This window comes from Bradyrhizobium sp. SZCCHNS1050 (genome assembly GCF_032484785.1).
In the GTDB taxonomy this organism is placed as follows: Bacteria; Pseudomonadota; Alphaproteobacteria; order Rhizobiales; family Xanthobacteraceae; genus Bradyrhizobium.
The window spans coordinates 2,010,980-2,036,366 of record NZ_JAUETR010000001.1 but is presented as its reverse complement, the minus strand read 5'-3'; the positions used below and the strand labels follow the sequence as shown (position 1 = coordinate 2,036,366).

The following is a 25,387-nucleotide window of genomic DNA, read 5'->3' as shown; positions in this document are numbered from 1 at the left end:
CAGCTTTCGGCCAAGGGCGCCTAGGCGCATGGCCGAGGGGCCGCCGCGCGCGCGCCAGCCGCAGGCGGTGCTGTTCGCCTGCGGCCAGAACAGCGTCCGCTCGCCGATGGCCGAGAGCCTGCTGCGCCAGATGTATCCGCAGGCGCTCTATGTCCGCTCCGCCGGCGTCAAGAAGGGTGAGCTCGATCCGTTCGCGGTGTCGGTGATGGCCGAGCTCGGCCAGGACATCTCGCAGCACAAGCCGACCACCTTCGAGGAGCTCGAGGACTGGGAGGGGCTGAATTTCGACCTCATCATCACCCTCTCGCCCGAGGCCCATCACAAGGCCCTGGAGCTGACCCGCACCATCGCCGCCGACGTCGAATACTGGCCGACGCCCGACCCGACCGGCACCGACGGCAATCGCGAGCAGAAGCTCGCGGCCTATCGCGAGGTCTGCGACGGGCTGTTCACGCGGATCCGCAAGCGTTTCGGCAAGCCCGGTCCGGCGGGCCTGTAGGTTCCCGGTTCCACCGCAGGTGTCATCGAACCGAAATACCAACGTCGTCCCCCGCTCAAATTCGGGCCGTAGAGCAGGCCCGTCGCAGCTTGTCGCAGCCTTCGGGTTGTGGAATGGCAGCCCTTCCGATAGGTTCCGCGCGCACGCCCCGCCGCTTCCGAATCCCCCAGCGAAATCAGCATGCTCGGCCGTCCCAAAATCGTTCTTGCATCCGGCTCGCCGCGGCGTCTGGCGCTGCTCAATCAGGCCGGCATCGAGCCCGACGCGCTGCGCCCGGCCGACGTCGATGAGACGCCGAAGCGTGGCGAGCTGCCGCGCGCCTGCGCCAACCGGCTGGCCCGCGCCAAGGCCGATGCCGCGCTCAAATCGGTCCAGCTCGACGACGAGCTGCGCGGCGCCTTCATCATCTCCGCCGACACGGTGGTCGCGGTCGGCCGCCGCATCCTGCCGAAGGCCAATCTGGTCGACGAGGCCTCGCAGTGCCTGCGCCTCCTGTCCGGCCGCAACCATCGCGTCTACACCGCAATCACCCTGGTGACGCCGAAGGAGGCGTTCCGCCAGCGCCTGGTCGAGACCCGCGTCCGCTTCAAGCGGCTCAGCGAGGACGACATCCAGGCCTATATCGGCTCCGGCGAATGGCGGGGGAAGGCCGGCGGCTACGCCGTGCAGGGCATCGCCGGCTCGTTCGTGGTCAAGATGGTCGGCTCCTACACCAACGTCGTCGGCCTGCCGCTCTACGAGACCACGACGCTCCTCGCCGGCGAGGGGTTTCCGATCCGCTTCGGCTGGCTCAACACCGTCGGCGTCTGACGCCATCCTTGAGGAGGTGCATCGCGCGTCGCGGGCGCCTAGATAGCGGCCATGTCCGACGAATCGACCAGCTCCCCATCCGCCGCCTCCGCCAAGCCCGCCGGCCGCTGTCCGATCTGCCGCCGGCCCGCAGCCGCGGCCGTCCGCCCATTCTGCTCGCCGCGCTGCCGCGACGTCGACCTGCATCGCTGGCTCAGCGGCTCCTATGTCATCCCGGCCACCGAGGGCGACGAGGACGACGTCGAATAGGGCCGTGTTTTCATGGCTTTGCCCCAGCGCAGCCGGCCGTCCGGCGGCGGTCCCGGGGCCTTCCGCGCAACTGCGAAAGGAATGTGAAAACTTCGCCTCAGGGCGGTAGACAGCGCCGCCCGCTCTGACTATAACCCGCCGGCTCGCCGGGCTTTTTTGCCCCTCAAGAGACCTGCCCAGGTAGCTCAGTTGGTAGAGCATGCGACTGAAAATCGCAGTGTCGGTGGTTCGATTCCGCCCCTGGGCACCACGCTTCGCCCGTTGGGCTACGCGTGGCGCAGCCGCGCTGTAGTCCAACGGGCGAAGCGTGCCCGGCGAAGCCTCTTGGCGAAGCCGGGCGTTTGAGCCCCCTCTGCTCGCGCCTTGAGCCACGCTCTCTGATCCCGATCAAACCTGTCAAACAGCCTGCCGCTCATCGCAGCCTTGCTCACAGCCATGCCGCCGCATTCTCGCGGCCGCGTCGGCCCGAGCTCTGCTGCCGTTGGCGTCCTCGTCAGACGAGAGGGCGCGGGGAAGGCCGGGTGCTGGTCGCACCCGCGGTCCGCGTGCAGCAAGAAAGCACGCGGCAGAACCACAGGTACGGCCGAACATCCGGCCTTCCCCGCGCGATGGCTTTACGGCTTATACGCGATCTCCCCGGGGACCGGCTGTGTTGCCCCCGTCGCCCGCTGCGCTCGTCATGAACGCCGCGACCTTGACGCCAGCATCGGGGCGCCAGGACCACGCGACTTCGCCGTCCGCACCTCATCAGTCGTCGCGCAAAAAGCGCCAGACGAAGTAGCGGCCACCGCATCCCCGCCTCACGTGCCGTGACGATCGCGATACGCCCCTCTCGGCGAAGCAGGATGGCGGGAATAAAATCACTGATTTGGGGGTGGTGTCAATAAATATTCTGGTATTCAGAATTTGCGGCCTGCGTGCTGTCTTGCCTCGCATATCGATCGCCGGACGTAGAGCGTACGGATGGTACTGCTGCCCGAGCGCGACAAATCATTGCTTGGTGCTCGCCACGCGGCGAGAAAACTGCAGCGTCACCGTAGTCCTCAGCGTGTCGGGCGAAGCTACAAGACGTACTTTGTCGTCCTTCAGAAATGGGCAGGTCGCGAAATGTATCACTCGCCGGCAGTCTGCAACGAAAACGGCGGGCTCTTAATGTGAACCCGCCGCGTTTGTTAGGTGCTTAAACTTCTTTGCGCTGAAGTCCGGTAATTTTCCATCCAAGCGCGTCAATTGCGGCAAGGTGGTAGTCTAGCGTCTGCTTCTCGTCAGAAGCAGGGGCGTGTGGCGCTGAGCCATTTTGAGGCGGGGGCTTGTTCAGTCCCAGCTTTTTCGCGTGCTTCACTTCGCCTTCCTCGATAGCGCGGACGATGCGCTCAATATGCTTGCTGTCCACGCGCGCAGGGTTCTTCTCGTTCAGCAATTGGCTGACGAACGGCCCACTGAATTTGAGGGTTTCGCCAATCTCAGCCAGCGTGAAGAGGCTGCGGAAGCGTCTCAGTCGATCTCGTACTTCCTTTTTCAAGGGACCATTCTTCTCGTCCTGATACCTGGGGTCAAAATCCATTCGATATTCCTTTCGTTCTGAAATCGCTCGGCCGATCCGTAGCGTAATAAATGTATATCCCAAACATCCTTACATGTCAATCGAAATTGTAAGGATTGTTGGAAATATTTTCGATGATGAGTTTTGAATCTCCAGCGGGGCCACGGATACTTCGTTGCGCGCGGCTCGTAGGATTACGGTGACGCTCCACTAACGCCGAGGCATCCGTCACGCCGAGACCCACCCCCGCGAACAAGCCGGCCGATCAGGAGCCGACATAACGGCTTGATGTCGATGTGACCTCTCTCACAGCCCGCTGCACGATTGCGCGTCAAAGTATTCCCGTGTGTTCCTGGCACGCCGAACAAGGGATGTGATGACATGCGCTGGAGTGACTCAGCCAAGGGATTTGCGGTCGTCCTGGTGGTGACCGTCGCGGGGTACCTGTCCACGACCTATGTCGACCACCGGTTTGCCGCGCTTGAAGCATCCGCGGCTGCGACAACGAGCCCGTCTCCGACATCCTCCGCTTGCGTCGGCGAAGACGGGCGCTGGCACAATTGGCCGTGGGCGAACGTGCCGATGCTCTCGCCGGCATGTCAGCAAAATCGATAGCACGTAGGGCGGATGAGCGGAGCATCATCCGCCATGCGGGATCATCGATGTCGGCTTGGACCGTCGGCCGCAAGCTCGATGAGCAGCCTCTCGCCGATCAAGCTGGTTCACGGAAGGAACGAGCTTCCTCCAGGAATGAGCGCCGACGGCTGTTGGCAAGCAGCGTAAGCTGGCGGATGACGCTTCGTTCATCCGCCCTACGAACTACGAACGGTCGGACTCTTTCTGACTCAAAGTCACTGGCATCCCACGGCCGACCGCGAATCCGCCTTTGACTCCAGGTTGTCGAAGTGATCATCTTCTCCATTGACGGGAGAGGCGGGCTCCAGCCAATCACACGCACCCAGGGAGGCGATGATGAACGGCAACAACAACAAGCTCGTGGCGGAGGCGATCGGGACGTTCTGGCTGACCTTCGGCGGTTGCGGCAGTGCGGTGATCGCAGCCGGCGTGCCGGATGTCGGGATCGGCATGCTCGGCGTGGCGCTCGCGTTCGGGCTCACCGTGGTGACCATGGCCTATGCGATCGGGCACATCTCGGGCTGCCATCTCAATCCGGCTGTCACCGTGGGACTGGCGTGTGGCGGGCGGTTCCCGACCGGGCTGATCGTGCCCTACATCATCGCGCAGGTGGTCGGCGCCATCGTTGGCGCGGCCGTGCTGTATGCGATCGCCAGCGGGGCGCCGGACTTCAGCACGGCGAGCGGCTTTGCCGCCAATGGCTATGCGGAGCATTCGCCCGGCAAATATGGGCTCGGGGCCTGCCTGCTCAGCGAGTTCGTGCTGACGATGATGTTCCTGTTCGTGATCATGGGCGCGACCCATGGCAAGGCGCCGGTGGGATTTGCGCCGCTGGCGATCGGGCTGGCGCTGACGCTCATTCACCTCATCAGCATCCACGTCACCAACACCTCGGTGAACCCGGCGCGCAGCACCGGGCCGGCGCTGTTCGTCGGCGGCTGGGCGCTGGCGCAGCTCTGGCTGTTCTGGGTGGCGCCGCTGCTCGGCGGCGCGGCCGGCGGCTTCATCTATCGCTGGCTGAGCCCGGAGCCGGCCGGCGAGGTGACCGGCGAGCGGACGGGGCAGGGCGCGGTCGCGAAAAGCGCCTAGGAAGATCTCTTCACGCGGTTGAATCGGGCCGCGTCACCGCGTGGCCCGATGCCGCGGTCGCGCCGCTCTTGATCGCCGCCGGCTCTGTTGGATAATGCGCGCCTTGTCAGCGTGCACGATTTTGGGTCTCGCCGGCGCTCTCCGAGAAGAAGCGCGAGCGTGTGGCAGCGAAGGCGAGCCGGGTGCCGGAGCTGGTGGCGATCGTGCCGGCGCGGGACGGCTGGAGCTGTCATCGCTGCGGCGGGACCGGCGATGTCCTCATGATGGAGGATGGCGGTCCGGCGTGTCTCTCATGCGTCGGTCTCGGCGATCTCGTGTTTCTGCCCGCCGGCAACGCGCTGCTGTCGCGGCGGGCCAAGGCGAAGAGCAAACGCCATGCGGTGGTGGTGCGCTTCAGCCGGACGCGCGGGCGCTATGAGCGGCAGGGGCTGCTGGTGGAGCCAGGGGTGCTGGCCGAGCTGGGTCAGGACACCGCGTGAGCACGGCGCAGGACGCGCTGTCGGCCGTCTCCATGATCTCGCCGTGCTACGATGCTCGTCGTCCGCAGGGGCATCCGGTCCGCCCGCTCCGGCGTTCTGCAGCGACAGGTGAGGGCCGCAATGTTCGTCGACTTGCCCGGCCACTGGCCGCATGATCCGAAGCCGGAGCCGCTGAAGCGACGGCTGTCGCCGCGGTGTGAAAAGCTGCTGCTCGTGCTGATCGGCTTCAACATGATGCTGCTTATGGTCGCGCCTATTGGCGGTGCCACGCTGATCCACTGGCTAGTCGCCGTATTCTCGCGCTGACGCGGGAGTCGCCGGGCTATCGAGGCCGGCCTACACCTTCATGTCGATCACGGTGCGGCTCATCTCGTCGCTCGCCTTCAGCACTTTCGCGTTCGCGGCGAAGCTGTATTTGGCGACGAGCTGGCTGATCATCTCCTGCGCGAGATCGACATTGGGCGCGGCGACGAGGCCATCCTTGTTGGCGAACGGCGCGGTGGGATCGTAGCTCGCGGACGTACCCGAGCTCGAACGCGTGATGGTCGTCTGCGTGCCGCCGCCGGCGACGTCGCTCTGCACCAGCTCGAGCGGGTCGTAGGCCTTCGGCGCACCGGCCGGCAGCGTGCCGTCGGCATTGGGCAGCGCGCCCGTGCTCCTGGCATTGGCGACGTTCGAGGCGGACACCTCGAGCCGGCGCGAGGCGGCTTGCATGCCGGAGACTGCGATGGTGGCGGTGGGACTCATGGCGGCGCTTGCTGATGACGTGATGCGCCAGCTAAGCCCGCGGCGCACCAAGCAAGTGTCAAGACCGCCGATGAGACTCGAGCGTCCGGCTCAAGGTTTTGTTCACCATCACGAACTCAACGCGGCCGGTCTGGATCGTCGCGCAGCATCGCCAGGGCGGTGGGCACATCCCCGGCTGCGGAGACGAGCACATATTCGCCGCGTGCCGCGTGGACGCCGCCGGTGACCACGACCGCCCGCTTCGGGCAGAGGCCGAAGCAGCTCGTCGCGATGACGCGGGCCGGCTTCTCGCCTGCGCGGTTGCCGGGGCTGTCGTGGGATTCCAGCGCGTGCCTGATGGCCTTCTTCAAGGCCTTGTTCAATGCTTTGGGGTCATCGCTGCGCTTCAGGCATTTGCGGCAGACGAACACCGGAGCGGCGCGGCGGGGGCGGACGAGAGAGGGGAGGGCCATGCCCCCGAGCTAAGCGGCCGGCCGAGCCGCCGCATCCCTCGGGGATGCGCAGCCGTCGTGCGCCGAGCGAGGGTCCGCGACGCTGGGCGCAACCTGCCGAGATTGGGCTATTGCCCACGATCAGAGCATATGATCTGGTCTGGATGACCCTGCCGCGTTCCTCCTGGGGATGGTGGCGCGCCTCGGTTCCCGGCGCCGTGAGCGCCATGGCATAGTGTAGGCCGATCAGCGTCGGGCCGCGCTCGGCCGGGAAGACGTGTTCTGAAAGGGAGGCCGGCTCGGCGTCATGGCGGGCGACAGCGACAAATCACGGCTCGACGATGCCGCTCGCGCCGGCTGGCTGTACTTCATCGCGGGCCATACCCAGGACGAGATCGCCCGGATGCTGCAGGTGTCGCGCGCCTCGGCGCAGCGGCTGGTGTCGCTGTGCCTTGCCGAGCGGCTGATCACGTTCCGGCTCGAGCATCCGATCGCCTCGTGCATGGCGCTGGCCGCGCAGCTCAAGGAGCGCTTCGCGCTGGTGCACTGCGAGGTGGTCCCGACCGATCCGGCCGCGCCGGCCGGCGCAGCGGGGATCGCCGAACGCTGCGCCAACCTGCTGGAGACGACGCTGCGCGCCGAGACGCCGGTCATCATCGCGCTCGGCACGGGCCGGGCGGTGCGCGCCGCCGTCGAGCGCGTCTCGCCGGTCGACCGGCCCGAGCACCAGATCGTCTCGCTGGTCGGCAACATCCTGGCCGACGGCTCCGCCAGCTTCTTCGACACCGTCGGCCGGCTCGCCGACCGCACCGGCGCGCGGCATTATCCGATGCCGCTGCCGTTCCTGATGGGCACCGAGGACGAGCGCGACCGCATGGTCCGGCTCGATGCCATCGCCAAGGTCAAGGCGGTCGCCGACAAGGCCGACCTCAAGCTGGTCGGCATCGGCCAGATGGACCAGAAGGCGCAGATGCATGTCGACGGCTTCGTCACCCGCGACGAGCTCACCGAGATGATGCGGCTCGGGGCCATCGGCGAGATCACCGGGTGGGCCTATGACGCCAACGGCAGGGTGATCGCCGGCGGCACCAACCGCAGACTCACCAGCATTCCGCCCGAGGTGCCGGCCCGCGCGATGACGATCGCGGCGGCGCTGGGACCGGCGAAGATCCCGGCCATCCGCGCCGCGCTGACCGGGCGGCTCGTCAACGGCCTGATTACCGACGAGGCCACGGCGCGCGCCATCCTGGCGTGAAGGCCCGCGGCGCTGCTGCGCATTGTTCTATCAAAGATCGGATTCCTGTCGCGCCGCACAACCTGTGGGCGCCGGCGCATGCTTGACAAAGCCCGATCAGTGTTGTGAACATCAGCTCAGCCCGTGAGCATATATTCAATAACCGCGGGAATGGGAGGAGACCGTGAAGACCATCTTCACTCGGACGAGCACGCTTGCCGCCCTGCTGGGCGCCGCCACGCTGCTGACACATGCGCCCGCACTGGCGGAGACGAGTCTGACGATCGCCACCGTCAACAACGGTGACATGATCCGGATGCAGGGCCTAACCAGCGAGTTCACCAAGGCCAACCCCGACATCTCCGTGAAATGGGTGACGCTGGAAGAGAACGTGCTGCGCCAGCGCGTGACGACGGACATCGCCACCAAGGGCGGCCAGTTCGACATCCTCACCATCGGCACCTATGAGGTGCCGATCTGGGCCAAGAAGAACTGGCTGGTGCCGCTCGACAAGCTCGGCGCCGACTATGACGCGGGCGACATCCTGCCCAAGATCAAGGACGCGGTATCGGTCGACGCCAAGCTCTATGCCGCGCCGTTCTACGGCGAGAGCTCGTTCGTGATGTACCGCACCGACCTGTTCGACAAGGCCGGGCTGAAGATGCCGGAAAGCCCGACCTGGGACTTCGTCGTCGACGCCGCCAAGAAGCTCACCGACAAGCAGGCCGGCGTGTACGGCATCTGCCTGCGCGGCAAGGCCGGCTGGGGCGAGAACATGGCGTTCCTGACCGCGATGTCGAATTCGTTCGGCGCGCGCTGGTTCGACGAGAAATGGCAGCCGCAGTTCAACACGCCGGAATGGAAGAAGACGCTGACGACGTATGTCGAGCTGATGAAGGAGGCAGGCCCTCCCGGCGCCAGTTCGAACGGCTTCAACGAAAACCTCGCGCTGTTCAACTCCGGCAAATGCGCGATGTGGATCGACGCGACCGTGGCGGCCTCGTTCGTGACCAACCCGAAGGAGTCGAAGGTCGCCGACAAGGTCGGCTTCGCGCTGGCGCCGAACACCGGCCTCGGCAAGAACGCCAACTGGCTGTGGGCGTGGAGCCTCGCGGTGCCCGCCGGCTCGCAGAAGGTCGAGGCGGCGGAGAAGTTCATCGCCTGGGCGACCAGCAAGGACTATCTGAAGCTCGTCGCGTCGAAGGACGGCTGGGCCAACGTGCCGCCGGGCACCCGCACCTCGCTCTACAAGAACGAGGAGTACCTGAAGGTCGCGCCGTTCGCCAAGCTGACCCTGGCCTCGATCGATGCCGCCGATCCGAACAAGCCGACGGTCAAGCCGGTGCCTTACGTCGGCGTGCAATACGCCGCGATTCCTGAATTCCAGGGCATCGGCACCGCGGTGGGGCAGCAGTTCTCGGCGGCACTCGCCGGCTCGATGACCGTCGATGCGGCGCTCGCGGCGGCACAGTCCTCCACCGAACGCGAGATGAAGCGCGCCGGCTACATCAAATAGGCGCGCAAAGTTATCAGCTCGACACGAAACTCCTCCCGAGCTGATCACTGGCGGCCATCCCTCCCCACAGGGATGGCCGCATTTTCTCTCCAACGTTGTTCGAGCTCTTGCCCGGACGACGGTGCGCTCCCTCTCCCCGCTTGCGGGGCGAGGTGCACCGTGCCCGAGGCTTTTATTCTCACGGCGGCGTGGTCATTGCGAGGAGCCGAAGGCGACGAAGCAATCCAGAGTCCCCCGTGATTGTGGATTGCTTCGCTTCGCTCGCAATGACGGCAGTGTTCATCGAGCAAATGGACAGCGGCAATGGCCACCAGGCAGACGCAACTCCTCGCCCGCGCGCTGATGTCGCCGGCGGTCATCCTGCTGTTCATCTGGATGATCGTGCCGCTGGCGCTGACGATCTACTTCTCGACCCTGCATTACAGCCTGCTCGATCCCGGCTCGGAGAGCTTCGTCGGCTTCGAGAACTTCACCTACTTCCTCACCGATCCCGCCTTCCTCGCCTCGCTGCAGAATACGCTGGTGCTGGTCGGCTCGGTGCTGCTGCTGACCATCGGTCTCGGCATTCCCCTCGCGATCCTGCTCGACCAGCCCGTGATTGGCCGCAACATCATCCGCCTGATGGTGATCGCGCCGTTCTTCGTGATGCCGACGGTCAGCGCGCTGGTGTGGAAGAACCTGCTGATGCATCCGGTGTCCGGCCTGTTTGCCTGGATCGCGACCTCGCTGGGGCTGACGCCGATCGACTGGTTCACCGACGCGCCGCTGCTCGCGGTCATCTTCATCGTCGCCTGGCAGTGGCTGCCGTTCGCGACCCTGATCCTGCTGACCGCGCTGCAGTCGCTCGACGAGGAGCAGAAGGAAGCCGCCGAGATGGATGGCGCCGGCGCGCTGTCGCGCTTCATCTATCTGACCGTGCCGCATCTGGCGCGCCCGATCACGGTGGTGATCCTGATCGAGACCATCTTCCTGCTCACGGTGTTCGCCGAGATCTTCGTCACCACCGGCGGCGGGCCGGGGTTGCAGACCACCAACATCGCCTTCCTGGTCTATTCTCAGGCGCTGATCCAGTTCGACGTCGGTACCGCCTCGGCCGGCGGCCTCGTCGCGGTGGTCATCGCCAACATCGTCGCCTTCTTCCTGGTCCGCATCGTCGGCCGCAATCTGGAGGCCTGACCATGGCGCGCAAGGTCACCGGACGTCATGTCGCGATCTCGACCGTGGCCGCGTGGCTGGCCGGCTTCGTGATCTTCTTCCCGATCCTGTGGATGGTGCTGGCGAGCTTCAAGACCGAGCTGGAGGCGTTCGCGACGCCGCCGTCGTTCCTGTTCTTCCACTGGACCACCGAGAACTACGTCACCGTGCAGGAGCGCAGCGACTATCTGCACCACGCGCTGAACTCGCTGATCATCGCCGGCGGTTCGACCCTGATCGCGATGCTGATCGCGATCCCTGCGGCGTGGTCGATGGCGTTTGCGCCGACCAAGCGCACCAAGGACATCCTGCTCTGGATGCTCTCGACCAAGATGATGCCGCCGGTCGGCGTGCTCGTGCCGATCTATCTCATCTACAAGAATTTCGGTCTGCTGGACACCCGCACCGGGCTGGTCTTCATCCTGTGCCTCGGCAATTTGCCGATCGTGATCTGGATGCTGTTCACCTACTTCAAGGAGATCCCGAAGGACATCCTCGAGGCGGCGCGGATGGACGGCGCCACGATCGGGCGCGAGCTGATCTACGTGCTGACGCCGATGGCGATCCCGGGGCTGGCCTCGACCCTTCTCCTGAACCTGATCCTCGCCTGGAACGAGGCGTTCTGGACCTTGAACCTGTCGACATTGAATGCGGCGCCGCTGACGACCTTCATCGCCTCCTATTCGAGCCCGGAAGGCCTGTTCTGGGCGCGGCTGTCGGCGGCGTCCACGCTCGCGATCGCGCCGATCCTGATCATCGGCTGGTTCAGCCAGAAGCAGCTCGTGCGCGGGCTGACCTTCGGCGCAGTGAAGTAACGAAAGGGCTGACCATGGGACGGATCACGCTGGAAGGTGTGCAGAAATCGTTCGGGCCGGTCCACATCATCAAGGGCGCCGATCTCGACATTCCCGACGGCGCCTTCGTGGTGTTCGTCGGCCCCTCCGGTTGCGGCAAGACCACGCTGCTGCGGCTGATCGCGGGGCTCGAGGACGTCTCCGGCGGACGGATCCTGATCGACGGCAACAATGTCGTCGATGTGCCGCCGGCCAAGCGCGGGCTGTCGATGGTGTTCCAGTCCTACGCGCTGTATCCGCATATGAGCGTGCGCGGCAACATCGCCTTCGGCCTGAAGATGGCCGGGCTGCCCAAGGCCGAGATCAACCAGAAGGTCGAGGCGGCCGCGGCCACCTTGAACCTCACGCCCTATCTCGATCGAAAGCCGCGCGAGCTGTCCGGCGGCCAGCGCCAGCGTGTCGCGATCGGCCGCGCCATCGTGCGCGAGCCCAAAGCGTTCCTGTTCGACGAACCGCTGTCCAATCTCGATGCCGCGCTGCGCGTGCAGATGCGGCTCGAGGTGACGCGGCTGCAGAAGCAGCTCGGCACCACCGCGATCTACGTGACGCACGACCAGGTCGAGGCCATGACCATGGCCGACAAGATCGTGGTGCTGAACGCCGGCCGCATCGAGCAATATGGCTCGCCGATCGAGCTCTATCAGCGCCCCGCCAATCTGTTCGTCGCCAGCTTCATCGGCTCGCCGAAGATGAACCTCATCACCGGCGCGGAAGCGGACAAACACCATGCGACCACGATCGGCGTGCGGCCCGAGCATGTCGCGGTCGTCGACGACGGCGGCGAGGGCTGGCCCGGCAAGGTGGTGATCGCCGAGCATCTCGGCAGCGACACCTTTCTCTACGTCGATGCCGGCGCGCTCGGGACGCTCACCGTGCGCGTCGTCGGCGAGAAACGACTCAGTGCCGGCGACACTGTGACGCTGCGGCCCGAGCCCAGCCGCATCTACCGCTTCGACGAGAGCGGCAATTCGATCTTCGCATGAGAGGTGACGTCCCCTTCGGGCGTCAACGACAACAACGGACCACGACGATGTACCTCGAAAAATTCAAACTGAACGGCAAGACCGCGTTGGTCACCGGCGGCGGGCAGGGCATTGGCCTGGCTTGCGTCGAGGCGCTGGCGGAGGCGGGCGCGCATGTCGTGATCGCCGATCGCGACGCCAAGGCGGCGGCGGACGGGCAGGCGGCGATGAAGGCCAAGGGCTATGACACCGAGACCGCGCTGATGGACGTCACCAACTCGGCTCAGGTCAACGAGGTGGCCGACGATCTGGTCGCGCGCTACGGCGGCATCGACATCCTCGTCAACAATGCCGGCATCGCGCGCAGCGAGACGCCGGCCGAGACCGTCACCGACGAGCACTGGCTGAACGTGCTGGACGTCAATCTCAACGGCACCTTCTGGTGCTGCCGCGCCTTCGGCAAGCACATGCTGGCGGCCAACAGTGGCGCCATCGTCAACATCGGCTCGATGTCCGGCTTCATCGTCAACAAGCCGCAGGAGCAGTGCTTCTACAACGCGTCCAAGGCTGCGGTGCACCATCTGACCAAGTCGCTGGCGGCCGAATGGGGCGCGCGGGGCATCCGCGTCAACGCGGTCGCGCCGACCTATATCGAGACTCCGCTGAACGCCTTCGTGAAGAGCAATCCGCGGATGTACGACGCCTGGATCGGTGGAACCCCGATGGCACGGATGGGGCAGGTCGAGGAGATCGCCTCGGTGGTGCTGTTCCTGGCCTCGGAAGCCGCAAGTTTGATGACCGGCAGCGTCGTCGTTGTCGATGGCGGCTACACTTGCTGGTAAGCTCGCGTCAAAATTGACGGGAGCGAAACATGCGGCAGGCGTTCATCGGTGTCGATGTCGGCACAACCAGCACGCGCGCCGGGATTTTTGACGGCAACGGCCGGCTGCTTGCCGCGGCGCGGCATCCGATCCAGACTTGGCACGAGGCCGGCGATGTCGTCGAGCAGTCGTCCGACGACATCTGGCGTGCGTGCTGCGCGTCGGTCAAAGCCGCGCTAGCGGAAGCCGCGATCGCGCCGGAGCTGATCAAGGGGATCGGCTTCGATGCCACCTGCTCGCTGGTGGTGCTGGACCGCCAGGGCGCGCCGGTCACCGTCAGCGGCTCCGGCGACGCCGGCCGCAATGTCATCGTGTGGATGGATCATCGCGCTCTGGCCGAGGCCCGCGACATCAATGCGACCCAAGACGAGGTGCTGCGCTATGTCGGCGGCTCGATCTCGCCGGAGATGGAGATGCCGAAGCTGCTGTGGCTGAAGCGGCATCTGCGCAAGAGTTTCGATGCGGCCGGCCATTTCTTCGATCTCGCCGACTTCCTCACCTGGCGTGCGTCAGGCTCTCTGGCGCGCTCGATGTGCACCGTCACCTGCAAATGGAATTATCTGGCGCACGAGACGCGCTGGAGCGCGGCCTTCTTTCGCCGTATCGGGCTGGAGGATTTCGTCCGCGAGGATTACGCGCGGATCGGCACCGAGATCGTCGCGCCCGGTACGCCGCTCGGCCGTGGGCTGTCGCAGGACGCGGCCGAACAACTCGGGCTCGTCGCGGGTACGCCGGTCGGAGCCGCGCTGATCGATGCCCATGCCGGCGGCATCGGCGCCATCGGTGGCCGCGCGGCTGACGGCGGGGAGGTCGATGTCTGCGACCGGCTCGCCTACATCATGGGGACTTCGGCCTGCATCATGGCGACGACGCGGGTGCCGTCCTTCGTGTCCGGCGTGTGGGGACCGTATTATCAGGGCATGGTGCCTGGGTTCTGGCTCAACGAGGGTGGCCAGTCTGCCGCGGGGGCGGCGATCGATCATCTGCTGCGCTCGCACCCGGCCGCGGCCGAGGCGACCGCTGCGGCGCGCGCGGAAGGGCTCGACCTGATCACCCTGCTCGAAAAACGGATCATGGCGCGGGTGCCGAATGCCGGCAGCGCGGCGCTGCTGGCGCGTGATCTTCACATTCTCCCGGAATTTCTCGGCAACCGCTCGCCCTATGCCGATCCGGACTCGCGCGCCGTCATTGCCGGCCTCGATCTCGATGCCGACGTCTCCGCGATGGAGCGGCTGTTCATGGCCGGGTTGTGCGGGCTCGCCTACGGCCTTGCCGACGTCATCGATGCCTTCGCCGTCAACGGTGTTACCAGCCGGACGCTGGTCATGGCGGGTGGCGCCTCACGCAGCCCGCTGGTACGCCAGATCATGGCAGATACGACCGGGATGGCGGTGGCGCTGCCGGGCACCCAGGAGCCGGTGCTGCTCGGTGCGGCCATGCTCGGCGCGGTCGCCAGCGGCGCTTTCCGCTCGATCGGCGATACGATGGCCTCGATGTCCTCGCTCGGGCGTCTCAGCGACCCGACCGATCCGAACATCGCGGCCTTCCATCGCCGCAAGCGGCGCATCCACGGCATGCTGCGGACGCTTGATCGCGAGAGCCGTTCCGTGATGCATGGTGTCGATGAGGAGGCACGCTGATGATCCTGAGCTGCGGCGACGCGCTGATCGATTTCGTCCCGGCCAGATTGGCCGACGGGCGCGATGCCTTGCGGCCAGTGGTCGGCGGCTCCTGCCTGAACGTCGCCGTCGGCGTGGCGCGGCTCGGCGCGCCCACGGGCTTCGTCGGTGGCATCTCGACCGATCTGTTCGGCACCATGATCGCGGCGCATGCCCAAGGCTCGAACGTCGACCTCGGCTACGCCACGCGCAGCCCGGACCAGACCACGCTCGCTTTCGTGCGCCATGTCGGCAGCGAGGCGCAGTATGCCTTCTACGACGCCGAGACCGCCGCGCGGAAGTGGACGTTCCGGCCGGGCAGTATTGCCTTTGCAGACATCGACGCCATCCATGTCGGATCGACCACGCTGATCCACGATCTCGGTGCCGCGGAGACCCGTGCACTGATCGCCGCCACGCAGGGCGCGGTGACGATCTCCTTCGACCCGAACTGCCGTCCGAATCTGGTGACTGATAAGGCCGGCTATCGCGCTGACATGGATGGGTTCGCCGCGAGCGCCGACCTGATCAAGATGTCGGATGTCGATTTCGACTATCTGCATGGCCACGACGACTACGCTGCGTGGGCGGGCGCGCTGCTGGCGCGCGGCACCAGCCTGGTCGTCGTCACGCGGGGTCCCAAGGGGGCGCTCGGCTGGCATGCGCAGGCCGGCGCGGTCGAGGTTGCGGTCCCCGCGATCGAGGTGGTCGATACGATCGGCGCCGGCGACTCCTTCCAGGCGGGGCTGTTGTTCGCGCTGCGCAAGCTCGGCCGCATCGACCGGGAGGCCCTGAGAGGATTGAGCCAGACCGAAATGCGCAAGGCGCTCGCCTTTGCCGCAGCCTGTGCGGCCGTCACCTGCACCCGCGAGGGCGCCGACCCGCCGCGCTGGGACGACGTGGCTGCAACCTGGGATCGCCTGGGCTGAAGCTCCCCATTGCACTCGTCATTGGGAACTGGTTGGCTGTTCCCCCGTCATATGTGAGTACCGGACGAGGAAGCGCGATCGCGAGACTCCTCTGCCCGGGCCGCGGAAATCTTGACGCGACAAAGAGTTGCAGGGAGGAGAACCATGGCACCCGCCGCACGGACCGAGCCGCTGTCCCGTCACGCGCTGGCCTTCGTGTTGGCTGGCGGACGCGGCAGCCGGCTGCTGGAGCTGACCGACCGGCGCGCCAAGCCCGCCGTCTATTTCGGCGGCAAGTCGCGCATCATCGATTTCGCGCTGTCGAACGCCGTCAATTCCGGCATCCGGCGCATCGCCGTGGCGACACAGTACAAGGCGCACAGCCTGATCCGGCATCTGCAGATGGGCTGGAACTTCTTCCGCCCCGAGCGCAACGAGAGCTTCGACATCCTGCCGGCGAGCCAGCGCGTCTCCGAGACGATGTGGTACGTCGGCACGGCCGACGCCGTGTACCAGAACATCGACATTCTCGAGACCTACAACACGAAATACATCGTCGTGCTGGCCGGCGACCACATCTACAAGATGGACTACGAGCTGATGCTGCAGCAGCATGTCGACCAGCGCGCCGACGTCACCGTCGGCTGCCTGGAGATGCCGCGCGAGGAATCCTCAGGCTTCGGCGTCATGCACATCAATGAGGACGACACGATCCGCGACTTCATCGAGAAGCCGGCCGATCCGCCGCCGATGCCGGGCAAGCCCGACAAGTCGCTCGCGAGCATGGGCATCTACGTGTTCGACGCCAAATTCCTGTTCGAGGAGCTGAAGCGCGACGCAGCGGACCCGAATTCCAACCATGATTTCGGTCGCGACATCATTCCCTACATCGTCAGAAACGGCCGCGCCGTGGCGCACCAGTTCTCGCGCTCCTGTGTCCGCGCCGCCCACGATCAGGGCAGCTACTGGCGCGACGTCGGAACGGTGGACGCCTATTGGGCGGCCAATCTGGATCTGACGGACGTCGTGCCCGAGCTCGATCTCTACGATCGCTCCTGGCCGCTCTGGACCTATTCTGAGATCACGCCGCCGGCCAAGTTCGTTCACGACACGGACGGCCGCCGCGGCGAGGCGACCTGCTCGCTGGTGTCCGGGGGCTGCATCGTCTCCGGCGCCCAGGTGCAGCGCTCGCTGCTGTTCACGGGAGCGCATCTGCATTCCTACGCCAAGCTGCAGAACGCGGTGCTGCTGCCCTACGTCAACGTCGCGCGCCATGCGCGCCTGACCAACGTGGTCGTCGATCGCGGCGTGCAGATTCCGGAGGGGCTCGTGGTCGGCGAGGATCCGGAGTTCGACGCCAAGCGGTTCAGGACCACGGAGAACGGCGTGACCTTGATTACCCAGCCGATGATCGACGGGCTCAATTCATGACGCCACTGCGCGTTCTGTCGGTTGCCTCCGAGGTCTATCCCATCGTCAAGACGGGCGGCCTCGCCGATGTCGTCGGCGCCCTGCCGTGGGCGCTGCTGGCGGAGGACGTCGAGGTCCGCACGCTGATTCCCGGCTATCCCGCGGTCATGAAGGCGCTGGAGCAGGCCAGCGAGATCAGCTCGCTGCCGAACTTCTTTGGCGGCAACGCCAGGCTGCTCGGCGGCAGCCATGGCGCGCTCGACCTGTTCGTGCTCGACGCGCCGCATCTCTACGACCGCGAGGGCAACCCGTATCTGGGGCCCGACGGCAAGGACTGGCCGGACAATGCGTTCCGCTTCGCGGCACTGGCCCGCGCGGCGTCCTATATCGGGCTCGGCGCGGTGCCGGCCTTCGTGCCCGATGTCGTCCACGGCCACGACTGGCAGGCTGGGCTGGTGCCGGCCTATCTGCTGTACAGCCACCGGCCGCATCCCGGCACGGTCGTGACCGTGCACAATCTGGCGTTCCAGGGCCGCTTTCCGCGCCACTTCCTGCCGCCGCTCGGCCTGCCGCCGGAATCCTTCTCGATCTACGGCCTCGAATATTACGGCGACATCAGCTTCCTCAAGGCGGGTCTGCAGTTCGCCGACAAGATCACGACGGTGTCGCCGACCTATGCGCGGGAAATCCAGAGCGACGAGCAGGGCATGGGCCTCGGCGGCCTGCTGCGTCAGCGTGCGTCGGACCTCGTCGGCATCCTCAACGGCATCGACACGGCGGTGTGGGATCCCGGCAGCGATCCGGCGATCGCCTCGCATTTCGGCATCGACCGGATCGAGGCGCGGGCGCCCAACAAGGCCGCGCTGCAGACGCGCATGGGCCTGCAGGTGGCGCCGGAGACGTTCCTGCTCGGCGTCGTCAGCCGGTTGACCTCGCAGAAGGGGCTCGACCTGCTGCTGTCCTGCCTGCCGACCTTGACCAGTAGCGGCATCCAGCTGGCGCTGCTCGGCGACGGCGAGGCCGAGCTGCGCGACGCGTTCCGTGCCGCGGCCGCGAACGATCCCGGAAAGATCGGCGTCGTCATCGGCTACGACGAGGGCTTGGCGCATCTCATCCAGGCCGGCTGCGATGCGCTGGTCGTGCCGTCGCGGTTCGAGCCGTGCGGGCTGACGCAGCTCTGCGCCCTGCGCTACGGCGCGCTGCCGATCGTCACTGCGGTGGGCGGTCTCGCCGACACCGTCATTGACGAGACCGAGGCAGGCGTCGCCGCAACCGGGTTCAAGTGCGCGTCCGTGACAGCGGAGGCGCTCGATCAGACCCTGCGCCGCGCCGCGGCGGCCTTCTACGCCGCGCGCAGCAACGCCTCGAACTGGACCCGCATGCAGCTCAATGCGATGCTGACCGACGTCTCCTGGCGCCACCGCGCCGGCCGTTACGCCGAACTCTACCGGCAGATCGTCGCGCAGCGGCGTCCGGCAGGCTGAGCGCCGCGGCGTACGGGTCGGGAGGCCTATGCCTCGATGAGAACCTTCAACGCATGGGTCTTGGCCGCGGCGCCGAACGTCTCGTAGGCATCGAGGATCTGATCAAGCCTGAAGCGATGGGTGATCAGCCGCTTCGGTTCGAGCTTGCGCGACTGCACCGTCTTCAGCAGCATCGGCGTCGTCACCGTATCGACCAGCCGCGTCGTGATCGCGATGTTGCGGTCCCACAGCTTCTCCAGATGCAGGTCGGCCTTGACCCCATGCACGCCGACATTGGCAATGGTGCCGCCGGGGGCGATGATGTCCTCGCAGGTCACGAACGTGGCGGGCATGCCGACTGCCTCGATCGCGGTGTCGACGCCGCGGCCATTCGTCAGCGCCAGGACCTTCTCGACGGCCTTGCCGTCGGCGTTGTTGACGACGCTGGTGGCGCCGAAGCGGGTGGCGACCTCGAGCCGGTTGTCGTCGAGGTCGATCATGATGATCTCGGCCGGCGAATAGAACTGTGCCGTCAGCAGCGCCGCCAATCCGATCGGGCCGGCGCCGACGATCGCCACCGCCGATCCCGGCTCGACCTTGCCGTTGAGCACGCCGCATTCGAAACCGGTCGGCAGGATGTCGCTCAACATCACCAGCGCATCCTCCTCAGTCCCAGGAGGCACGTGGTAGAGGCTGGTGTCGGCGTGAGGCGTGCGAACATACTCGGCCTGCGTGCCGTCGATCTTGTTGCCGAGGATCCAGCCGCCATGGCGGCAATGCGAATACATGCCGCGCCGGCAATAGTCGCAGGTTCCGCAGGCCGAGATGCAGGAGATGATGACGTGGTCGCCCGGCTTGAACGCGCGCACGGCGCTGCCAACCGCGTCGACCACGCCGACGCCCTCGTGGCCGAGAATGCGGCCCGGTGTACATGTCGGCACGTCACCCTTGAGAATGTGAAGGTCGGTGCCGCAGATCGTCGTCTTCAGGATTTTGACCACCGCATCGCCAGGCTCGATGATGGTCGGCTTCGGGCGCTCGTCGAGAGATTTCTGGCCGGGACCATGATAGACCAGGGCTTTCATGACGTACCTCCGCAGGTTGCTTCCCGGAGGATGGATGGCGCCAGAGAGGTCGCGCGCCGTTGAGGCGTATCAATCCTGGCCAGAGTCCCTATCACTATCGTGTGTCCCGGGTGGCCAGGACGAAAGGCGACGGCGGACGCGCGTCGCGCCTCCAATGCAGTCCAGCCCGGCTCGGATCACATGCGCATCGCTCTGGACGCATCGGTGCGGCTCGCGGATAGTCTCCCGGCTTCCTACAATTCCGCGTGAGATTTCATGACCGACAACCAGCCTTCGTCCGAGTCCTTCGACCTGATCATCCGCGGCGGCACCGTCATCGACGGCACGCGTGCGCCACGCTTCGAGGCGGATGTCGGCATCAAGGACGGCCGCATCGTCGCCATCGGCGGGCTTGACGGCCGGCGAGCCAGGCGGGAGATCGACGCCACCGGCCTCATCGTTGCTCCGGGCTTCATCGACTCCCACACCCATGACGACAGCGCCGTGCTGGTCGATCCCGACATGACCTGCAAGGTCTCGCAGGGCGTGACCTCCGTCGTGACCGGCAATTGCGGCGTCAGCATCGCGCCGCTGAAGCCGGGCTCGCCGCGGCCGATGCCGCTCGGCTTGCTATCGCCGAGCGAGGGACAGGTGGTCGAGTATGCCGCGTTCGCCGACTACGTCGCCGCGCTGCGCACGGCGCCCGCGGCGGTCAACGTGGCGCCCATGGTCGGCCACACCGCGCTGCGTGCGTCGGTCGTGAGCGACCTCGGCCGGGCCGCGACGGACGTGGAGATCGCCGAGATGCGCGCGCATGTGCAGGAGGCGCTCGACGCCGGCGCCATCGGCGTCTCGACCGGGACGTTCTATCCGCCGGCGGAGGCGGCGCCGACCGAGGAGATCATCGAGGTGTGCCGTCCGCTCACAGGCAGCGGCGGCGTCTATGCCACGCATATGCGCAACGAGGCGAACGAGGTGATCCAGTCGCTGGAGGAGAGCTTTGCCATCGGCAAGGCGCTCGACGTCCAGGTCGTGATCTCGCATCACAAGGTGGTGGGGCCAGCGAATTTCGGCCGCACCAGGGAGACGCTGCCGCTGATCACGAAGGCGATGAGCTGCCAATGCGTCGCACTCGACTGCTATCCCTACAACGCCTCGTCGACCATGCTGCACACCGACCCGGCCAAGCTGCAGGTCAAGGTCGTCGTCGCGGCCTCCGGACCCCATCCGGAAATGGCGGGTCGGGATCTCGCCGACATCGCCGCGGGCTGGGGCGTCGACCGGCTCGAAGCCGCCAAGCGGCTGCAGCCGGCGTCGGCGATCTACTTCGCGATGGACGAGGCCGACGTGCAGACCATCCTCGCCTTCGAGCCGACCATGATCGGCTCCGACGGGCTGCCGTTCGGCGAGCGTCCGCATCCGCGGCTCTGGGGCACGTTCCCGCGCGTGCTCGGCTACTACTGCCGCGAGCTCGAGCTGTTCTCGCTGGAGACCGCGGTGTGGAAGATGAGCGGGCTGACCGCGCGGAATTTCGGCGTCGAGGGACGCGGCACGATCGCGGTCGGCAACCATGCCGACATCACGATCTTCGATGCCGCCAGCGTCCGGGACAGCGCGACCTATGATGCCCCCTGCGTGCCGGCCGCCGGCATCGAGGCCGTCATCGTCAATGGCGCGCTGACCTGGTGGCAGGGCACGCACCAGAAGGCGCGTGCGGGGCAGGTGATCACGCGCGGATCACGGCGGTGATCTAGCTAGATCGTGAACGGGCGCTGGCTGTCGTACTCACGATCTTCCTTGCCGGTCCTGTAATGGTTCGGCGATTGCGTCGGCAGCATCTTGCGCTGAATCTGAAGGTGGAAATCGTTGTAGTTGCCCTTGAATTGACCGTTCGCCCAGACCAGCAGCAGCGCCGCGGTGAAGACGCTGTTGATGGCGCCATCGAATGACACCTGATTGTCCTGGCAGCCCGAGATCAGACGGATGCTGGCCTTGGCGACATCGCTCGACTTCGCACCCGGCGCGCCCTTTGCGGCCCGGCCGATGGCTTCATAAAATGCGCGGTTCTGCTCATAAGTACGAAGGGCGATATCCTGCGGCAAGAACTTGGGCGCATAGCTGATCCCTTTCGTCGCGGCCCTGCCGGCCACGGCGATATCCAAATTCCCGGCGAAGCCGGCGGCCTGCGCCATCTCGTAGTAGCTCACCTTGGCCACAGTGCCGCTATGGCAGGAATCGGAGAGAATCAGAACACGAACACCATCGGAGATCGCGCCGTACACGCGATAGAGTTCATCATCGATCATCTGTCCGTCATAGAGGCACCAGGTCTCATCGAGTGCGTCGATCTCGTCACCATCGAGGTCCGGAACCTGGCTGCCGTGGCCCGAATAGGTCAGCAGCAGAATGTCTCCGCTGTTCAAGTCGCGGGCGGCCATCGTCAGCATGTCGGTCACGGCGCCGCGCGTGGCCTGCTCGCTGAGCAGAATGCCGGTCCGATAGCCCGCCGTCTTCGCAATCGCCTCCATTGCGCGCGCATCATTCTCACAGGCGTTCAGCTTGCCGTCCCACCCAGCATAGTGCTTCGGATCCAGCCGATTGAGACCGATATGCAGCGAAATGCCCTTGGCCATTTCCGTCCCCCTGATGTCTCGGCTCGCAAACATCAAGCCGGCGGTTCGAGCCGATTGCCGCTTTCCGTGACCACCCAGGCGCAGACCGCGCAGATCGCATCGCCGTAGTCGCCGTGCCAACGGCAGTTCGCGCGGATCGAACACCGCGGCAGCGCCACGGTCCGCTCATTCGGCAAGAGCTCCAGCCCGTGCTCGTTCAGGATCTTGGCGACGCCACAGCGCTTACCGTCCCACTTTCCGCAGCCGCGCGCGAGGCACGGCGACGAGAAGCGGAAGCGCTGTTCCGGCGGACGTCCCTGCCGGGCGATCGCGACGAAGGCGGCGTCGACCTCGAAGCGCTCGGGAATGAAATCGATCCGGCCCTCGGCATTGACGATGCCGAGCAGCGTGTTGCCGTCGGCGCAGCGCGAACTCGGGCACATCGGCACCGACTTCGGCTTCACGGATGCTGCATCGGACATCGCCTGAACGCCTCTCGATTAGCTCTCGCCTCGCCCGGCTTGCTTGGTCTGGACATCGCCGTGATCCGAACGTGTGCCGGGCATTCGACCGCACTCAGGGATTATCCAGCTTCGGTCGATAGACAGCTCCGTAAATGTGGGAGCCAGGTCCCGCTCCGAACGCCTTGATCTGCGACAGCGGCGTCGCAACCATGTCGCCGCGCGTATCGAGCTTTGCGATTTCAGCCGTCACCGCCTTCTGAATGGCTTGCTCGATCTCAGACTTCAACTGGCCGGAGAGCGGACCGCCATCGATCTGAGCGACGAAGCGCTCCATCTCCGGCGCCGGCGCCGCCTTGGCGCCTCCACGCTTCGCAATCTCAGCGTCCAAAGCGGCCAGCGCAGCGACAAGATCACCCTGGACGCCGACGATCTGGCGCGCATGGTCGCGCAACGACACCAGATCGTCGATGGATGCGGGCCCTTTGACGGCCGCCGCCAACGCGTTGCCAATGGCAACGCCATAGACCATGATTGCTCCACCGGCGAAGGATGCGATTCCGCCAGCTGTACTCTTCTCGGTCATGATGTCCTCCTCCAGACCTTCAAGGCGCTGACTGAAGATCGATCGTGGCGATCAGACCCGCAGTGGCGCCGCCGTGCGTTCCCCCGAACGATTGGATTTGAGACAACGCCGTGATCTTCAGGTCGCCGCCGCTATCGTGAGCGGCAATGGCAGCCTTCACCGCATTATTGACGGCCTGCTCGATGCTCTGTCTCGCCTGTGGCTCGATCGGAAGGCCGGTGATCTGCACGGTGAAGCGTTCGGATGGCACGACCTCGGCAGGCGCCGCGCCCTTGGCGGCCGCCTGTCCGCCGCGCTTGACGATTTCCTCGTCGAGCGCGTTCACCGCAGAAACCAGATCGCCTTGAGCGTCGACGATCGCCTTCGCGTGCGAGCGCAATGTGACCAACTCGTCCAGAGTGATACCGCCACTTGCGAGCGCATTGCCGATCGCAAGGCCGTACAGAGGCACCACTCCGCCTGGAACGCCTTCCTTCGCCAAATTCGCCTCCCTCGTCCTCTATACAATCTAAGGTTAGTATTTTACGATACCAATCGTCAACGATGTCGCGGCAAATTTCATGTTCTCTCGTGTACCCCACGCCGATACCGAGATGCCGGTCCGATCAATCCCTTCCGGCGGCTTGCCTACCGCTCAACCGCGCTATGTGGTCTGGGAGATCACGCTCCTCTGCAACCTGAAGTGCAGCCATTGCGGGTCCCGGGCCGGCGCACCTCGCAATGACGAGCTGACCACCGCGGAATGCATCGCTCTGATTGGCGAACTTGCGCGCGCTGGCACCAAGGAGATCGTTCTGATCGGCGGCGAAGCTTACCTCCGCCCCGATTGGCTGGTCCTCGTCGAGGAGATCACTCGCAACGGCATTGTCTGCGGCCTGCAGACCGGCGCCCGGGCACTCACGGAAGCGAAGATCGAAGCAGCCGCGCGCGCCGGACTCAAGACCGTCGGCGTTTCCATCGACGGCCCGGCCGCTACACATGATCGGCTCCGCGGTATCAAGGGCAGCCACGGCCAAGCGGTGGCCGCGATCCGGAACGCGCGAAAGCATGGGCTGATGGCGACCGCCAACTCGCAGGTCAATCGTCTTACCCTGGGCGGCCTGCGCGACATTTTCGATACGATCATCGACGCCGGGGCCTCCGCCTGGCAGATTCAGCTCACCGTGCCCATGGGCAATGCGGCCGATGCTCCATCCTTGCTGCTGCAGCCCTTCGATCTCGCTGCGCTGATGCCGGAGCTGTTTGCACTGTTCGAAGAGGGCCTCGATCGCGGCCTGCAGCTTATGCCCGGTAACAACATCGGGTATTTTGGCCCATACGAAGCGGCTTGGCGCAGTACCTCCGGACGATTCGAATACTACGGCGGCTGCCAGGCCGGACGGGCTGGCCTGGGAATCGAGGCTGACGGCGCCATCAAGGGCTGCCCGTCGCTCCCCACGGCCGCCTATGTCGGCGGCAATATCCGCGATCGATCATTTACCGACATCTGGAACGACAGCGCCGAACTGCGTTTCATGCGCGATCTCGACGAGAGCCGCGGGCGCCGCTGGGGGTTCTGCGCCAAATGCTACTACGGTCCGATGTGCCGCGCCGGGTGCAGTTGGACCACGCACGTGCTGTCGGGACGGCCTGGCAACAATCCGTTCTGCCACTACCGGGTATTGCGGCTGGCCGAACGCGGCTGGCGCGAGGTGATCGTGCAGCGGACGAGGCCATCGGGACGACAGCCGTTCGACCATGGCTGCTTCGACATCATGATCGAGGACGCCCACGGCCGCCGATACGGCCAGGAAGTGTACGCGAGCGACGAGTTCCAGGATCTCGCGCCTGACGCGGCGGCGAGGCTGGACCAGCTGCTGCTCTGCGAGTCCTGCAAGCACTTCTTCTATCAGGGAGAGCCGGAATGCCCGCATTGCCACGCAGGCGCGGACGCAACGAACAGTGCCGATGATCACGTGCGGGTCGTGCAACGCGTCATGCACCACCACAACGAGATCGAACAAATCCTGCGCCGTATCGCGGCGCCCGCCTGACCGAAGGGCGCCTCCGCAGGTTGAGCGGAGTCGTTCGTCGGTACCTGCGGCCGCGGGAAGGCGCTGGC

At 65.8% G+C, this 25,387-nt stretch carries 26 protein-coding genes and 1 tRNA gene; 19 read left to right on the top strand and 8 right to left on the bottom strand.

From position 1 onward, the window contains the following. Window positions 1-28 precede the first annotated feature (28 nt). From QX094_RS09260 to QX094_RS09245, 4 genes are all read left to right on the top strand, one after another. Entirely contained in the window at window positions 29-499 is a 471-nt protein-coding gene (locus tag QX094_RS09260; protein WP_315717868.1) for an arsenate reductase ArsC, read from the top strand. Between the two features lie 180 nt (window positions 500-679). After that, a complete protein-coding gene (locus QX094_RS09255; protein ID WP_006613056.1) occupies window positions 680-1,309 on the top strand; it encodes a Maf-like protein in 630 nt (209 codons plus the stop codon). A 51-nt stretch (window positions 1,310-1,360) separates the two neighbouring features. Beyond that, the gene (yacG, locus tag QX094_RS09250) at window positions 1,361-1,558 is read left to right on the top strand and encodes a DNA gyrase inhibitor YacG (RefSeq protein WP_316185493.1); all 198 of its coding nucleotides are present in this window, start codon (window positions 1,361-1,363) and stop codon (window positions 1,556-1,558) included. A gap of 174 nt (window positions 1,559-1,732) precedes the next feature. After that, window positions 1,733-1,808 (top strand) — tRNA-Phe (locus QX094_RS09245). Between the two features lie 930 nt (window positions 1,809-2,738). On the opposite strand, the gene QX094_RS09240 is transcribed toward QX094_RS09245, so the two are convergent. After that, window positions 2,739-3,122 carry a hypothetical protein gene (locus QX094_RS09240; protein WP_316185491.1) on the bottom strand — a complete coding sequence of 128 codons (384 nt, stop codon included), beginning with the start codon at window positions 3,120-3,122 and terminating at the stop codon, window positions 2,739-2,741. 951 nt (window positions 3,123-4,073) lie between these two features. Between QX094_RS09240 and aqpZ the strand changes: the two genes are divergently transcribed. From aqpZ to QX094_RS09225, 3 genes are all read left to right on the top strand, one after another. After that, entirely contained in the window at window positions 4,074-4,826 is a 753-nt protein-coding gene (gene aqpZ, locus QX094_RS09235; RefSeq protein WP_316187844.1) for an aquaporin Z, read from the top strand. Between the two features lie 161 nt (window positions 4,827-4,987). After that, a complete protein-coding gene (locus QX094_RS09230; protein WP_316187843.1) occupies window positions 4,988-5,305 on the top strand; it encodes a hypothetical protein in 318 nt (105 codons plus the stop codon). Between the two features lie 120 nt (window positions 5,306-5,425). Next, the gene (locus tag QX094_RS09225; RefSeq protein WP_316175692.1) at window positions 5,426-5,611 is read left to right on the top strand and encodes a hypothetical protein; all 186 of its coding nucleotides are present in this window, start codon (window positions 5,426-5,428) and stop codon (window positions 5,609-5,611) included. A gap of 30 nt (window positions 5,612-5,641) precedes the next feature. Here QX094_RS09225 and QX094_RS09220 read toward each other — a convergent pair whose 3' ends face one another. Next, window positions 5,642-6,052, bottom strand: a complete 411-nt coding sequence (locus QX094_RS09220; protein ID WP_315716344.1) for a flagellar basal body rod protein FlgC — start codon at window positions 6,050-6,052, stop codon at window positions 5,642-5,644. A gap of 116 nt (window positions 6,053-6,168) precedes the next feature. Then, the gene (locus tag QX094_RS09215) at window positions 6,169-6,504 is read right to left on the bottom strand and encodes a hypothetical protein (RefSeq protein ID WP_316175694.1); all 336 of its coding nucleotides are present in this window, start codon (window positions 6,502-6,504) and stop codon (window positions 6,169-6,171) included. A 286-nt stretch (window positions 6,505-6,790) separates the two neighbouring features. On the opposite strand from QX094_RS09215, the gene QX094_RS09210 reads away from it, so the two are divergent. The 10 genes from QX094_RS09210 to glgA all read left to right on the top strand — a co-directional run bounded on the left by QX094_RS09210 (window position 6,791) and on the right by glgA (window position 18,584). Beyond that, window positions 6,791-7,738, top strand: coding sequence for a sugar-binding transcriptional regulator (locus QX094_RS09210; RefSeq protein WP_316175695.1), 948 nt, complete (start codon window positions 6,791-6,793; stop codon window positions 7,736-7,738). A 163-nt stretch (window positions 7,739-7,901) separates the two neighbouring features. After that, on the top strand, window positions 7,902-9,233 hold the full coding sequence (locus tag QX094_RS09205) for a sugar ABC transporter substrate-binding protein (RefSeq protein ID WP_316187842.1): 1,332 nt from the start codon (window positions 7,902-7,904) through the stop codon (window positions 9,231-9,233). A 303-nt stretch (window positions 9,234-9,536) separates the two neighbouring features. After that, complete coding sequence (locus tag QX094_RS09200) at window positions 9,537-10,409, top strand: sugar ABC transporter permease (RefSeq protein ID WP_315751372.1); 873 nt, start codon at window positions 9,537-9,539, stop codon at window positions 10,407-10,409. A gap of 2 nt (window positions 10,410-10,411) precedes the next feature. Continuing rightward, window positions 10,412-11,242 (top strand): carbohydrate ABC transporter permease, encoded by an 831-nt coding sequence (locus tag QX094_RS09195; RefSeq protein WP_316170757.1) that lies wholly within the window; start codon window positions 10,412-10,414, stop codon window positions 11,240-11,242. Between the two features lie 14 nt (window positions 11,243-11,256). Then, entirely contained in the window at window positions 11,257-12,264 is a 1,008-nt protein-coding gene (locus QX094_RS09190; RefSeq protein WP_316185486.1) for an ABC transporter ATP-binding protein, read from the top strand. A 47-nt stretch (window positions 12,265-12,311) separates the two neighbouring features. Further along, window positions 12,312-13,085: an SDR family NAD(P)-dependent oxidoreductase gene (locus tag QX094_RS09185; protein WP_315716337.1), complete on the top strand. Its 774-nt coding sequence runs from the start codon at window positions 12,312-12,314 to the stop codon at window positions 13,083-13,085. A 29-nt stretch (window positions 13,086-13,114) separates the two neighbouring features. Beyond that, window positions 13,115-14,764 (top strand): FGGY-family carbohydrate kinase, encoded by a 1,650-nt coding sequence (locus QX094_RS09180; RefSeq protein ID WP_316175698.1) that lies wholly within the window; start codon window positions 13,115-13,117, stop codon window positions 14,762-14,764. Next, complete coding sequence (locus QX094_RS09175) at window positions 14,764-15,711, top strand: carbohydrate kinase (RefSeq protein ID WP_316175699.1); 948 nt, start codon at window positions 14,764-14,766, stop codon at window positions 15,709-15,711. Before QX094_RS09180 ends, QX094_RS09175 begins: the two co-directional genes overlap by 1 nt. A gap of 144 nt (window positions 15,712-15,855) precedes the next feature. Beyond that, window positions 15,856-17,121 carry a glucose-1-phosphate adenylyltransferase gene (gene glgC, locus QX094_RS09170; protein ID WP_316175700.1) on the top strand — a complete coding sequence of 422 codons (1,266 nt, stop codon included), beginning with the start codon at window positions 15,856-15,858 and terminating at the stop codon, window positions 17,119-17,121. Next, complete coding sequence (glgA, locus tag QX094_RS09165; protein ID WP_316187841.1) at window positions 17,118-18,584, top strand: glycogen synthase GlgA; 1,467 nt, start codon at window positions 17,118-17,120, stop codon at window positions 18,582-18,584. The genes glgC and glgA overlap by 4 nt, the downstream gene beginning before the upstream one ends. A 26-nt stretch (window positions 18,585-18,610) precedes the next feature. On the opposite strand, the gene QX094_RS09160 is transcribed toward glgA, so the two are convergent. Then, complete coding sequence (locus QX094_RS09160; RefSeq protein WP_315826538.1) at window positions 18,611-19,648, bottom strand: zinc-dependent alcohol dehydrogenase family protein; 1,038 nt, start codon at window positions 19,646-19,648, stop codon at window positions 18,611-18,613. A gap of 255 nt (window positions 19,649-19,903) precedes the next feature. On the opposite strand from QX094_RS09160, the gene QX094_RS09155 reads away from it, so the two are divergent. After that, on the top strand, window positions 19,904-21,376 hold the full coding sequence (locus QX094_RS09155; protein ID WP_316187840.1) for a D-aminoacylase: 1,473 nt from the start codon (window positions 19,904-19,906) through the stop codon (window positions 21,374-21,376). A 5-nt stretch (window positions 21,377-21,381) separates the two neighbouring features. Here the strand turns inward: QX094_RS09155 and QX094_RS09150 are convergent, their stop codons facing one another. The 4 genes from QX094_RS09150 to QX094_RS09135 all read right to left on the bottom strand — a co-directional run bounded on the left by QX094_RS09150 (window position 21,382) and on the right by QX094_RS09135 (window position 23,767). Continuing rightward, the gene (locus tag QX094_RS09150; protein WP_316185476.1) at window positions 21,382-22,404 is read right to left on the bottom strand and encodes a caspase family protein; all 1,023 of its coding nucleotides are present in this window, start codon (window positions 22,402-22,404) and stop codon (window positions 21,382-21,384) included. Next, a complete protein-coding gene (locus QX094_RS09145) occupies window positions 22,293-22,721 on the bottom strand; it encodes a hypothetical protein (protein ID WP_315826541.1) in 429 nt (142 codons plus the stop codon). Before QX094_RS09145 ends, QX094_RS09150 begins: the two co-directional genes overlap by 112 nt. A gap of 94 nt (window positions 22,722-22,815) precedes the next feature. Continuing rightward, on the bottom strand, window positions 22,816-23,286 hold the full coding sequence (locus tag QX094_RS09140) for a hypothetical protein (RefSeq protein WP_315751390.1): 471 nt from the start codon (window positions 23,284-23,286) through the stop codon (window positions 22,816-22,818). Window positions 23,287-23,305: 19 nt separating this feature from the next. After that, window positions 23,306-23,767, bottom strand: a complete 462-nt coding sequence (locus QX094_RS09135) for a DUF1843 domain-containing protein (protein ID WP_315716327.1) — start codon at window positions 23,765-23,767, stop codon at window positions 23,306-23,308. 79 nt (window positions 23,768-23,846) lie between these two features. Here QX094_RS09135 and QX094_RS09130 point away from each other — a divergent pair, with 79 nt between their 5' ends. Continuing rightward, window positions 23,847-25,319 (top strand): radical SAM/SPASM domain-containing protein, encoded by a 1,473-nt coding sequence (locus QX094_RS09130; RefSeq protein ID WP_316170765.1) that lies wholly within the window; start codon window positions 23,847-23,849, stop codon window positions 25,317-25,319. Window positions 25,320-25,387 lie beyond the last annotated feature (68 nt).